Origin of the sequence: Paraniabella aurantiaca, assembly GCF_050309965.1 — a bacterium.
In the GTDB taxonomy this organism is placed as follows: Bacteria; Bacteroidota; Bacteroidia; order Chitinophagales; family Chitinophagaceae; genus Niabella.
Genome location: NZ_JBLOSY010000001.1, coordinates 1,380,498 through 1,393,440, shown reverse-complemented (window position 1 = coordinate 1,393,440; position 12,943 = coordinate 1,380,498). Strand labels below are relative to the sequence as shown.

The following is a 12,943-nucleotide window of genomic DNA, read 5'->3' as shown; positions in this document are numbered from 1 at the left end:
CAAAAATTGGTGAATTAATATTAATCATGTACGTTTGCTTAAACGTATAAGCAAGCCGAAAAATCCATTTTCAAAAACAAGCCACATGAAGAAGATTTTATTATTATTAGCGATTGTAATTACTGCAGGTACTGTAAGTGCGCAGCAGGGAAAATTTAATGGTCTGGATATGAGCCTGGGAAATCTTTCCCGCTTATCTGATGCCCAAACCCGTTCTATAAGTCCCGAAAACTACACGGGAGAAAAAGGAAAGGGTGCACTGGCCGACCCGGTTAAAGACAAAGGCAAACGTAATGTAGCTAATGCAGCCAGCGAAGCAAGAGACCTGGGTAAAGGATGGAAAGTGAATCCTTTCATTATTATTGAGCCGGGTGAAACTTTCACTATGGCCGATATTGCAGGCCCCGGAGCAGTCCAGCATATCTGGATGACCCCTACCGGTAATTTCAACCTTTCTATTTTCAGGGTTTATTATGATGGAGAATCTGAAGCTTCTATAGAAAGTCCCGTGGGTCCCTTTTTTGGAATTGGATGGAATGAATTTTCTCCGCTCAATTCCCTGGCGATGACAGTAAACCCCGGTAGCGCTTTTAATAGTTACTGGAAAATGCCGTTCCGTAAAAATATAAAGATCACCATGCAAAATACGGACAGCCAGCCCATGCGCCTTTATTACCAGGTAGATTATACACTTACCGAAGTAGGTAGCGACGAGGCATATCTTCATGCGCAATACAGGAGAAGCAAGCCTAATTTAACTTCGCTGCATACCATTGTAGATGGTATCAAAGGAAAAGGTCATTATGTAGGCACTTATATGGGTATAGGTGTAACGAATAATGGCTGGTGGGGTGAAGGAGAGATCAAGTTCTTTATGGATGGAGACAAAGAAAATGCAACCATTGTAGGTACAGGTACTGAAGATTATTTCTGCGGCTCTTACAATTTCGAGAACAAGCGTACCCGCCAGTACCAGGAATATTCCACTGCATACGCCGGTTTACACCAGGTGTTGAAACCTGACGGGTTATATGGCTCGCAGATGCGCTTCGGTATGTACCGCTGGCATATTATGGACCCTATTCGCTTTGATAAGGACCTTAAAGTAACGATACAGGACCTGGGCTGGAAATCCGGAGGCCGCTACCTGCCGCAGCATTCCGATATTATAACGGTGGCTTACTGGTATCAGACCGAACCACATCAGAAGTTTCCTAAGCTTCCTGATGCAGGTGTACTGGAAGTTAACTAAGAATAATGGCGGCTATAGGCCGCTGCTATCTTACCATAATAAAATAAAAAATAAAGCATGATACAACGTGTCTTCCTCTCCCTGTTAGCCGGAGCCTGTATATTATCCTGCAACAGCGAAACCAAACCGAAAGATTCTTCAACAGACAGCATTACAGAAAAAACTACCATGAACGAATTGGCTAAAGGCAGCTTTGGTTACGATGTTAATTTTCTGCAACAACGGGACAGCTCCCTCATTGTTCTCAAAAGCGAGGATGGGCAAAGCCAGGTGATCATCTCGCCTAAGTACCAGGCCAAGGTATTTACTTCCTCCGCTGATGGCGTAAACGGGAAAAGCTTTGGCTGGGTTAATTATAAAGCATTTGACGGCCCGGTAGACGCTCACATGAATGCATATGGAGGTGAAGACCGGTTATGGTTGGGCCCTGAAGGTGGTGTGTTCTCTCTCTATTTTAAGCCGGCTGCAAAAATGGAGTTTGCTAATTGGAAAACACCGGCAGCAATAGATACGGAAGCCTGGTCGCTTGAATCTTCGAATACTGCCACGGTAGCGTTGAGTAAGAATATGACCCTTACCAACTATGCAGGAACCATTTTGGAAATTCAGGCCCATCGCGCTATATCGCTTATAGCGCCAAAGGATATCAACACTGACCTGGGCATCAGTTTGCCTCAGGGTATTAAGTCGGTAGCGTTTCGTACCAGCAACAGCCTCACCAACAAGGGGCACAATGCATGGGACGAAAAAACAGGAGCTCCCTGCATGTGGAACCTGGATATGTTCACGCCTTCGGAAGCCTGTACCATTGTGATCCCCTTTAACAATGCAGCCAGCGGAAAGGTAGCTACCACCGATTATTTTGGAGAGATTGCCAAAGGCCGGATCAATTATAACAACGGTGTTTTATATTTCAAAGCCGATGGCAAATCCAGGGGCAAACTGGGCATTCCTCCTGCGAGAGTTAAAAATATAGCAGGCAGCTATGACGGAATCGATAATGTGCTTACCATCGTAAAGTATGATATTAACCCTTCGGGTAAATACCTGAACCAGGAATGGCGCACCGACAGAGCACCGTTCAGCGGGGATGCTATGAATGCCTATAATGATGGTCCCCTGGAAGATGGAACACAAATGGGTCCGTTTTATGAGATCGAAAGTGTATCTCCTGCCGCCTTTTTAAAGCCGGGAGATAAATTAACACATAACCATAATGTATACCACTTTACCGGAGATAAGCAGGCATTAAATGAAATCGCGAAGCAGGTATTGGGTGTATCAGTTGAAGAAATCGAAAAAGTATTTAAAAAATAGTTATGGCAGTAAAAACGAAAAAGAAGAGCAGCAACTATCCTAAAATCGGTATTCGTCCGATTATTGATGGAAGATTAGGTGGTATAAGGGAGTCGTTAGAAGAAACAACTATGAATATGGCGAAGGCGGTGGCCGCCCTATACGCGAAGGAGTTGAAATACCCGGACGGCTCGCCGGTGCAATGTGTGATAGCTGATACAACCATTGGCGGTGTTAAAGAAGCGGCGGCCTGTGCAGAAAAATTTGCTGCCAGCAATGTGGGTGTTTCTTTATCCGTAACGTCATGTTGGTGCTACGGTTCAGAAACGATGGATATGAACCCGCTGGTGCCTAAAGCCATTTGGGGCTTTAACGGAACAGAGCGCCCCGGTGCGGTTTACCTTGCGGCTACTTTGGCGGCGCACAATCAGAAGGGATTGCCCTGTTTCGGTATTTACGGGAAAGATGTGCAGGATATGGGAGATACAACCATTCCTGAAGATGTAAGAGAAAAATTGTTGAATTTTGGCCGTGCCGGAATGGTAGTGGCGATTATGAAAGGACAATCCTACCTGGCAATTGGTTCCGTGTCAATGGGTATTGCAGGATCTATTGTTGATCCGCAGTTCTTCCAGGAATACCTGGGAATGCGTAACGAGTATGTAGATTCCTCCGAAATATTAAGAAGAATACAGTTGAATATTTTTGACCCCGAAGAATACAAAAAAGCAATAGCCTGGGTAAAGCAAAACTGTAAAGAAGGTAAGGACTACAACAGGAAGGAAAAAATAAAATCAAGAAAAGAAAAGGATAAAGACTGGGAGTTTGTAACCAAAATGACCATGATCATCCGCGACCTCATGGAAGGGAACCCGAAGCTGGCTGAACTGGGCTATGCAGAAGAAGCACAGGGGCATAACGCGATCGTATCCGGTTTCCAGGGGCAGCGTCAATGGACGGACTTCTTACCGGATGGCGACTTTTCAGAAGCCCTGTTAAACTCTTCTTTTGACTGGAACGGTATCCGGAACCCCTATATGGTAGCAACGGAAAATGATTGTTATAACGGTGTATCGATGTTATTCAATTACCTGCTTACCAATACCGCACAGATCTTTGCAGACGTGCGTACTTACTGGAGCCCGGATGCAACCGAACGGGTATCAGGCTGGAAGCCTGACGGAAGGGCAGCAAACGGTTTTATTCACCTGATCAACTCAGGCTCTGCTACCTTAGATGGTACCGGGCAGCAAACAAGAGACGGGAAGCCTGCCATGAAGCCCTTCTGGGAAATAAAAGAAAAAGAAGCAGCAGCCTGCCTGGCAGCTACTACCTGGAGCCCTTCTAACAGGGATTATATGCGTGGCGGGGGATACTCTTCTACCTTCCTTACAAAAGGTGAAATGCCGGTTACTATGTGCCGGCTGAATTTGGTGAAAGGACAAGGGCCGGTGCTGCAGATAGCTGAAGGTTATACGATAGACTTACCGGATGAAGTACATAATACGCTGAATGAGCGCACCGATCGCATCTGGCCTACCACCTGGTTTGTACCTAATCTGACAGGCCAGGGGCCGTTTAAAGATGTGTATTCGGTAATGGCAAACTGGGGTGCCAACCATGGTGCCATCAGTTATGGTCATATAGGCGATCAGTTGATTACTTTGGCTTCTATGTTGCGTATACCGGTGGCTATGCATAATGTAAACCCGGATGCCATATTCCGTCCCTCTGCATGGGGTGCTTTTGGTATGGATGGGGAAGGGGCTGATTACAGGGCCTGCCAGGTTTATGGCCCTTTGTATAAGTAGCGATTGCTGTAGAAACAACTATTTCGTTGTAATTACAGTTAGCTATTAAAGCAGGATAACGGCTCATGACCGGGTTAAGGAAATATCAGGTTGGAGCTGTAAAGGGGGGGTAAAGCTGCCTTTACAGGTCCAACAATAAAGAGTTTCGCTCTGTCTACGCGTAAAGATCAGGCACCGTCTTTACAAACTGTTCTTCAAATGGCGTAACATATTGTCAATGCGCCTATCTTTGAGAGGCCTAAAAATATAAATAGATTCTTGTCATGAAAAAATGTAGCCATCTTTATGCCATACCTGGTTGTTGTTCTATTCGATCAAAGCAACAATAGGGTATCATTCATCTTGTCAGCCAATAAAACGTTCATACAATCTTACCTAATTCAATATGAGTAATAAAAAATCGCTTTTTGTTAAAGACGGTGTTAACTATGCTGCTCCCTTTGCAGCGATCAGCGCGTTGTTTTTTCTTTGGGGCATAGCGCACGGGTTGCTGGATGCATTGGATAAGAACTTCCAGGATATGCTGCATTTAAAAAAATGGCAGTCCAGTTTAATACAGTTTCATTTATATGGCGCTTATGCCGCTATGGCAATACCAGCGGGCTTATTCATGAAAAAATACGGGTATAAGAAGGGCGTTATATTCGGGTTGCTTCTTTTTGCCTGTGGGGCTTTGATAGCGGCGGCTACGGCTCCTGCACAGTCTTTCGTTTTATTTTTGCTTTGCCTGCTCATTATCGGCTGCGGCCTTGCTACGCTTGAAACAGCGGCTAATCCTTATACTACAAAACTGGGCCCGCCCGAAACTGCCGAACGCAGGATCAATTTCTCGCAGTCTTTCAATGGCCTTGCCTGGACAATTGGTCCATTGATTGCCATTTATATTTACGGCAACCGAAGCCATGTTGAAGGCGAAAAAATGATGTCTATTGTGCTGCCTTTTGCACTGATTGGCCTGGCGGTGTTGGCGGTGGCATTTATCTTTAAACGTCTCAAACTACCTGAAATTACGGAAGAAGATGAGAACGCTGCTCACGGTGCTCATCATGTTTCAACAACCCCGGGCGAAGCAATAAACGTGTCAGACCCTTCTGATGCAAGATATATTACGAAGAAACCCTTGTGGCAAAATCGTCATTTTAAATTAGGCGTTATTGCACAGGCCTGCTATGTTGGAGCGCAAACGGGTGTTTTCAGCTACCTTATTAATTTCCTTACTGATGACAAGGATATGCATATGGAGCCTCGTTTTGATGTAGCAGACGGTCCTTATTTTTTGTCAATCGGCTTTGCGTTATTTATGATCGGGAGGATATCGGGCGGTGCGATGATGAAATACTTTAAACCCACCAAATTATTAGCATTTTATTCCCTTGCAGTATGTATATTATTGCCAGTAATAGGAGCAGAAATCGGGTGGCCATCTGTGATAGCCCTTTATGGCGTGTTCTTTTTTATGTCTATCATGTTCCCAACCATCTTTGCATTAGCCATTAAGGGTCTTGGCCCGCAAACCAAGCGGGGAGCGGCTTTTCTTGTTATGTCGGTTGCCGGCGGTGCCGTATTTCCACTGCTGATGGGCGCTATAGCTGATGCTTACGGGATGGCTACGGGCTTTTTGGTGCCGATTCCTTTGTTTATTTTTATTCTATACTATGCTGTTAACGGGCATAAAGTAAAGGCTTAGTTCCTGCTGTATCAGGAAGCCCTATGGGCAGACAATAAAAACGAAATTTCAGTGTTTGTATAAACAATAGGCCCCAAATTTTCGGGGGCCTATACGAGAGTAGAAATAATGTTTAATAATAAACCGGGCATCAATTTTATTGAAATGCATTCAACTGGTTTGAGGAGACACAAACCTTAGCACAACCTGGACGGTGAAGACACAGGCTGGGAGGAGAAACTGTATGTAACAATAATTTTGGACCTGGTTATTATAAATCTTTGCTTAATCGATTAAGCATTTTGTGCTTTCGGTGTCTTTACGATTCGGTTGTGTTGCAGGTGGTGCCTGTGGGTAATAAAACAATTATGTCATTTGCCTGGTATTTTGAAAACAGATATAAAAATCTTGCTGATGATTAACCGGCTTTTTCTCGTATGGATAGTATTGCTGTTCAATCAGACAGTGGGCGCCAGCAATGTAAATAATGTGCCCAAAGAGCTGCAATCTTTTGTAAAAAACATAGATGCCAACACCATTAGTGGCGTTAAACCCCGTGTTTCGTTTAAAACCATATCAAAAAACCTGGTATATGTTTCTGTAGTATGGCAATTGGAGCGTCCGGCGGTTCAGGATAGTGTAGCCATAAAGATCATACCTGCATTCGCTCCGGGCTTTCACTGGGCCCCACACCTCACACCCAACCCTAACAGTATTATAGCACAACATGTGTTTAGAGCGCCGGCTATGCTGGTATCGAATACCAATAGACTCCTGGTAGTCTTACCCGACCTGGATCTATTAAAAAAACCAAATCCTGTCCCATGGTATATGGATGTGAACGCCCCGGATAACTATCTCGAACTGGGCATGTCCAAAAGCAGGGTAGAAGAGCATGTTCTGTATGTTCGCGACAAAGGCGCCGTGTTCCCGGCAGGGGAATTAAGGTTAGGCTTTTATGTAATGGTTTCCAATAAGAGTGCGGATATCCAAAATCCGTGGCGGGGCCCTTTGCAGTTAATGTGGAGCAAATGGGGGCAGCCGCTTTATCAGGCCGGGGAACCCTTACATCAAACCAACCTGGAACCCTATGTAAAGCAAACCTACAACTGGGCTTTTAATAGCTGGAAGCCGGCTGTTTGGCAGGAGTTTGAGCTAAACGGAAAACAGGTGGGGGCGCCCGTATTTATAGTAAACGTTACGCAAAGTCCCAATTACCAGGCACCGGTTGACGAGCGGGAGTTTCGCTCCGTCTGGAACCAGGCCTGGTTCAATTCCTTAAGATCGGCACAGGGCCTATACCGGTATGCCAAGCGAACCAATGATGATACATTAAAAGACCGGGCCCTAAAAACAAAAGAGCTGGCACTTTCTTTCCCGCAGCAGGATGGACTTTTTAAAAGCGTGATTGCTACAGAGATGGAAGAAGTCACCATAAGCGGGAAAAAATACCGTCGTTCTAAAGGATGGGACACTAGATATTTCGGCAACTCCAACCGTAATCCATTTACGTGGGATGCAAAACAATCTCCCTACCATATTGCAGATATGAGCTACACAGCCTACTGGATGATGGTTTGGTACGACGAACTGGAAAAGGATGAGCGGCTAATAAAATATGCCCGCCAATATGCAGATGCGCTGTTAGCGTTGCAGGATAAAGAAGGATTCTTCCCCGCCTGGCTGAGTCTCGATACCCACCAGCCAATGGGCTATTTGGATCAATCGCCCGAAACCAGCCTTTCGGTTACTTTTTTGCTAAAGATGTTTAAACACACCGGTAAAAAAGAATACCTGGCAAGTGCCCGGAAAGCTTTGGATGCAGTTGTTAAACATATTGTTCCGGTAGGGCAATGGGAGGATTTTGAAACCTATTGGTCCTGTAGCAGGGTTGGGAGCCAGGACTGGGTAGGTAAGAAGATACCGCGTAACAATATGTTTAAGCAAAATAATTTTAGCATTTACTGGACAGCTGAAGCTCTTTTGGACATGTATAAAACAACCGGCAACAAATCGTATCTGCAAAAAGGGCAGCGTACGCTGGATGAACTGCTGATGTTCCAGGCCACCTGGCAACCGCCATATATGGCCATACGTACATTAGGCGGTTTTGGAGTAATGAATGCTGATGGCGAATGGAACGACTCACGTCAATGTTTATTCGCAGGGTTGATCATTGATTATGGAAAACTGTTGAAAAGCGACGAATATATTCAAAGAGGACTTTCTGCATTGCGGGCTTCTTTTACCATGATGTATACGCCACTCAATCCTCAAACCATGAAGCAGTGGCAGGCAAAATGGCCCTTTTTTGGATCGCAGGACTATGGTTTCATGATGGAAAACTATGGCCATGGAGGGGAAACCAACGATTCAGGACTAGGCATAGGAGAATTTACCATTTACGATTGGGGTAACGGAGCGGCTGCAGAAGCTTACAACAGGTTACTTGACAAATATGGCCCTGGTATTTTCAGGGATAAGTAGCGGAGCAGGAGTTAAACAGCATTCGATTATTCACCAACGCTAAAATCAATATCGTGGCAAACAGGAGATCTTTTTTAAAAAAAATGAGTGCCGGCAGCATTGCTGCATTGGTAACTCCCGTACTGCAACCACAGCCGGAAAGTCTAAGCTCGTCTGGCGAAAAAAAGCAAGGCCTTTTAGCGGGCAAAGGAGGCCGGGTATACCGGGGAACTCACTTAAACAGAATAGCATTTCCGTTAGGAGGAACGGGTGCAGGTATGTTTTGTATTGAAGGCACAGGTGCTATATCGCACATGTCGGTAAGAAATAATCCCGAGATGTTTTTTGAGCCTGCTATGTTTGCGGCATTAAGTATAAAAAACATGGCTAACGGCACCCGGGTTTTGGAAGGACCGGTTCCTTTATGGAAAAAATTTGGGCAGAGAGACGCAGGTTTAGGCGGAACAGGCGGAGCTACCTGGGGCTTACGCCGCTTCAAAGATGCAGCGTTTGAGGCGCAGTTTCCCTTTGCTACAATTTCGTTGCTTGATGACAGTCTGCCTTTAAAGGCCACTATTAAAGCCTGGAGCCCTTTTATTCCGGGCGACGAAGATCAATCGGGTATGCCCATAGTGGGATTGGAATACAGCTTTGAAAATACAAGCAAAACTTCTGTTGAAGCAACCTTCTCTTATAACAGCAGGAACTTTATGCACCAGGGAGAAGTGGTAAATGCAATAAAACCAATAAAGAACGGGTTCATACTTTCATCATCAGGTTCTGAAAAGTTTCCGGAACGGCAGGGAGACTTTGCCATATTTACCGATACCTCCGGTACATTGGTCGACCATTGCTGGTTTAGAGGCGGCTGGTTTGACGGACTTACCATGATATGGAATAAACTGGAAAGCGGAACAGCTTCGGCTAACCCTCCTGTGGAGAAAGATGCACCCGGTGCATCGCTGTTGGTTCCTTTTAGTTTAAAGCCGGGTGAAAAGAAAGTCATTAAGCTGTTCATGTGCTGGTATGTGCCCCATACCAAACTTCAATTTGGAGAGGTCGATTCTCAGTTTAAAGAGCAGATCGAAAAGGACCCGCTCCTGCAATATCATAAACCCTGGTATAGCAGCAGGGTTTCCAATATTAACGAAGTAGCCGATTTCTGGAGATCTCATTATGAAGAACTACATCAAAAGACCCAGTTATTTACAAAGGCTTTTTACAATAGTACGCTTCCCCCTGAAGTGATAGATGCTGTGGCAGCCAACCTTACCATTTTGAAATCGCCAACCGTACTCAGGCAACATGATGGCCGGCTCTGGACCTGGGAGGGATGCGGTGATAATTGGGGAAGCTGTCACGGATCGTGTACCCATGTGTGGAATTATGCGCAGGCAGTCCCGCATCTGTTCCCGGTATTGGAGCGGTCGCTGCGCGAAACCGAGTTTAATGAAAACCAGAATGCCGATGGGCACCAGGTATTCCGCGCTAACTTACCGATTTCTCCAACAACCCATCATTTTCATTCGGCCGCAGACGGCCAGTTAGGCGGCATTATGAAGGTATACAGGGACTGGCGGATTTCGGGAGACGATCAATGGATACGCAATCTTTATCCTAAAGTAAAAAAGAGCCTGGACTATTGTATCAAAACATGGGACCCGAACCGAAAGGGGGTTATTGAAGAGCCGCATCACAATACCTATGATATAGAATTTTGGGGACCAACCGGCTTTGCTAATACTTTTTACCTGGGTGCATTAAATGCCATAATAAACATAGGTAAACACCTGGAAGAAGATGTAGCCACTTATGAAAAATTATTAAAGGACGGCAAAAGCTATCTCGAAACAAAACTGTTCAATGGGGAATATTTTGTCCAGGATATTCAATACGAAAATTTAAAAGCAGCTAATCCCGCCACTGCTCAATCTTTTGGAGGAGCGTATTCAGAAGAGGCCATTGCTTTATTAAAAAAAGAAGGTCCCAAATACCAGTATGGAAAGGGTTGTTTATCTGATGGGGTACTGGGCTCCTGGTTAGCCGTGATGTGTGGACTGGAAGACGTGGTGGATGCCTCACGAATAACCAGCCATTTACGTTCGGTTCATCGGTATAACCTGAAAAAAAGTTTGGTAGATCATAGTAACCCGCAACGACCCGGCTTTGCGCTTGGTAGTGATGGCGGCTTATTACTTTGCACCTGGCCAAAAGAAGGAAAGCTCTCTTTGCCCTTTGTTTACAGCAACGAAGTGTGGACAGGGATTGAATACCAGGCAGCGTCACATTTAATGACGATGGGAGAAGTACAGAAAGGGTTGGATATTGTAGGGGCGTGCCGGGCGCGCTACGATGGATCTGTTCGTAATCCCTTTAATGAATACGAATGCGGGCATTGGTATGCCAGGGCACTATCCAGTTATGGCCTGTTACAGGGATTGACCGGTGTACGATATGATGCGGTTACCAAAACACTCACAGTTGACTCGAAAGTGGGAGACTTTGTTTCCTTTATTGCTACAGCCACCGGCTTTGGCAATGTTGTATATAAAAATAAAAAGGCAGTTGTAAACGTAGTGCAGGGCCAAATTGCTGTTGATAAGTTTGTGGTGAAGAATAGCTGATTAGCACACCGGTTTCTTGCCGATACTCGCAGTAAAAGATAACCATTAATAACAAACCGGCATCAATTTTATTGAAATGCATCCGACTGGTTTGTGAGACACAAACCTCAGCATAGCCTGGCCAGTGTCCCCACTGGCTGGAAGGGGGTAATAATTTTGATACCTGTTTATTATAAACGTAAAAGCCTTCCGGAATGCTCCGGAAGGCTTTTTTAGATCAATAAGCATGATTGTAATTATGCTATAACAGGAGTATCCAATTCTTTCAACGAATTTTGAATATCAGCATCTGTTAATTCATGGCGCACAATTTTTCCTTCGAAATAATCCTGGTAGGCTTTCATGTCGAAGTTACCATGGCCACATAGATTAAATAAGATGGTTTCGCTTTTGCCCTCACGTTTGCAACGCTCTGCTTCTTTTATAGCAGTGGCAATACCATGAGTCGCCTCCGGCGCTGGTATAATACCTTCAGCTTTTGCAAATTTAATACCTGCTTCAAATACTTCGAGGTTATCGTGAGCGCTGGCTTCTATCAGCCCATCTTTTAAAAGCTGGCTAACAATAGCGCCTGCACCATGATAACGGAGCCCACCTGCATGTATTGGGGCAGGTACAAAATTGTGACCCAATGTATACATGGGCAATAAAGGCGTCATGCCGACTGTGTCGCCAAAGTCATAACGGAATACTCCCCTGGTTAATTTAGGGCAGGAGGTAGGCTCGCTGGCAATACAACGGATCTTTTTACCCTCTTCCAGGTTCAGTCTTAAGAAAGGAAAAGAAATCCCGGCAAAATTAGAACCTCCGCCAAATGGTGCTATCACCACATCAGGCAGGTCACCGGCTTTTTCCAGTTGTTTATGCGCTTCCAGCCCTATAATGGTTTGATGTAATAATACATGGTTCAGCACGCTGCCCAATGCATACTTGGTATCTTCCCGCTGGGCAGCCATTTCCACAGCTTCGGAAATAGCTATACCTAAAGACCCCGGGCTGTTAGGGTCCTGCGCCAGTATTTTGCGGCCTGCTTCTGTCAGGTTACTCGGAGAGGGAATCACATTCGCACCCCAGGTGTTCATCATGATCTTGCGGTAAGGCTTATGCTCAAAAGAAAGCTTTACCATATATACCTCGCATTCAATGTTAAAGAGATTACATGCAAAGCTCAGGGCGCTTCCCCACTGACCCGCACCGGTTTCTGTGGTAATACGCTTAACGCCTTCTTTCATATTATAATAAGCTTGCGGAATAGCTGTATTGGGTTTGTGAGAACCCGCCGGGCTTACGCCTTCATATTTGTAATAGATTTTTGCGGGTGTATCCAATGCCTTTTCCAGCTCATAGGCCCTGTACATGGGTGTTGGCCGCCAAAGGCTGTAAATGTTTCTTACTTCATCGGGAATCGTAATCCATTTTTCGGTAGAAACTTCCTGTTTGATCAACTCCTGCGGGAACAGCGGTGCCAGTGCTTCAGGACCAATGGGCTCTTTGGTTCCGGGATGCAATGGTGGCAATGGTTTATTAGGCATGTCGGCAACAATATTGTACCATTGCTCGGGAATTTCCTGCTCGGAAAGCATAATTTTTCTTGTTTTCATTTGAGAAGTCGTTTTATTTGGTATGTCCCTCAAAGTACATGAAATTTTTCATTCATAAAATAATACAAAGCATAGAAAAGTTATATAGGATCGTTAAAGGCAAAGATTAGATGCTTGCTGTTTTTGAAAGTAAAGATTATTGGCTTCAAACACACTTCCGGTTATATTGAGTAATCGCCCGGTTGGTAAATTGATACCATTTTTTGATATACATTCGCACATATCAA

At 45.0% G+C, this 12,943-nt stretch carries 7 protein-coding genes; 6 read left to right on the top strand and 1 reads right to left on the bottom strand.

The window, feature by feature from the left end; genetic code table 11:
- Positions 1 to 85 precede the first annotated feature (85 nt).
- The 6 genes from ACLOAU_RS05950 to ACLOAU_RS05925 all read left to right on the top strand — a co-directional run bounded on the left by ACLOAU_RS05950 (position 86) and on the right by ACLOAU_RS05925 (position 11,115).
- Positions 86 to 1,252, top strand: a complete 1,167-nt coding sequence (locus ACLOAU_RS05950) for a glycoside hydrolase family 172 protein (protein ID WP_427860940.1) — start codon at positions 86 to 88, stop codon at positions 1,250 to 1,252.
- A 57-nt stretch (positions 1,253 to 1,309) separates the two neighbouring features.
- Positions 1,310 to 2,569 (top strand): DUF6786 family protein, encoded by a 1,260-nt coding sequence (locus ACLOAU_RS05945; RefSeq protein ID WP_427860939.1) that lies wholly within the window; start codon positions 1,310 to 1,312, stop codon positions 2,567 to 2,569.
- 2 nt (positions 2,570 to 2,571) lie between these two features.
- Entirely contained in the window at positions 2,572 to 4,359 is a 1,788-nt protein-coding gene (locus ACLOAU_RS05940) for an L-fucose isomerase (RefSeq protein WP_427860938.1), read from the top strand.
- A gap of 385 nt (positions 4,360 to 4,744) precedes the next feature.
- Positions 4,745 to 6,046 (top strand): sugar MFS transporter, encoded by a 1,302-nt coding sequence (locus ACLOAU_RS05935; protein ID WP_427860937.1) that lies wholly within the window; start codon positions 4,745 to 4,747, stop codon positions 6,044 to 6,046.
- A 393-nt stretch (positions 6,047 to 6,439) separates the two neighbouring features.
- Positions 6,440 to 8,512, top strand: coding sequence for a hypothetical protein (locus ACLOAU_RS05930; protein WP_427860936.1), 2,073 nt, complete (start codon positions 6,440 to 6,442; stop codon positions 8,510 to 8,512).
- Positions 8,513 to 8,565: 53 nt separating this feature from the next.
- Positions 8,566 to 11,115, top strand: a complete 2,550-nt coding sequence (locus tag ACLOAU_RS05925; RefSeq protein WP_427860935.1) for a GH116 family glycosyl hydrolase — start codon at positions 8,566 to 8,568, stop codon at positions 11,113 to 11,115.
- Positions 11,116 to 11,351: 236 nt separating this feature from the next.
- Here ACLOAU_RS05925 and ACLOAU_RS05920 read toward each other — a convergent pair whose 3' ends face one another.
- Entirely contained in the window at positions 11,352 to 12,716 is a 1,365-nt protein-coding gene (locus ACLOAU_RS05920; RefSeq protein ID WP_427860934.1) for a TrpB-like pyridoxal phosphate-dependent enzyme, read from the bottom strand.
- Positions 12,717 to 12,943 lie beyond the last annotated feature (227 nt).

What these genes read in the sequence shown, in the direction of transcription:
- ACLOAU_RS05945 (WP_427860939.1), top strand. Translation starts at nt 1,310, where the DNA reads ATGATACAACGTGTCTTCCTCTCCCTGTTAGCCGGAGCCTGTATATTA.
- ACLOAU_RS05930 (WP_427860936.1), top strand. Translation starts at nt 6,440, where the DNA reads ATGATTAACCGGCTTTTTCTCGTATGGATAGTATTGCTGTTCAATCAG.
- ACLOAU_RS05940 (WP_427860938.1), top strand. Translation starts at nt 2,572, where the DNA reads ATGGCAGTAAAAACGAAAAAGAAGAGCAGCAACTATCCTAAAATCGGT.
- ACLOAU_RS05950 (WP_427860940.1), top strand. Translation starts at nt 86, where the DNA reads ATGAAGAAGATTTTATTATTATTAGCGATTGTAATTACTGCAGGTACT.
- ACLOAU_RS05935 (WP_427860937.1), top strand. Translation starts at nt 4,745, where the DNA reads ATGAGTAATAAAAAATCGCTTTTTGTTAAAGACGGTGTTAACTATGCT.
- ACLOAU_RS05920 (WP_427860934.1), bottom strand. Translation starts at nt 12,716, where the DNA reads ATGAAAACAAGAAAAATTATGCTTTCCGAGCAGGAAATTCCCGAGCAA.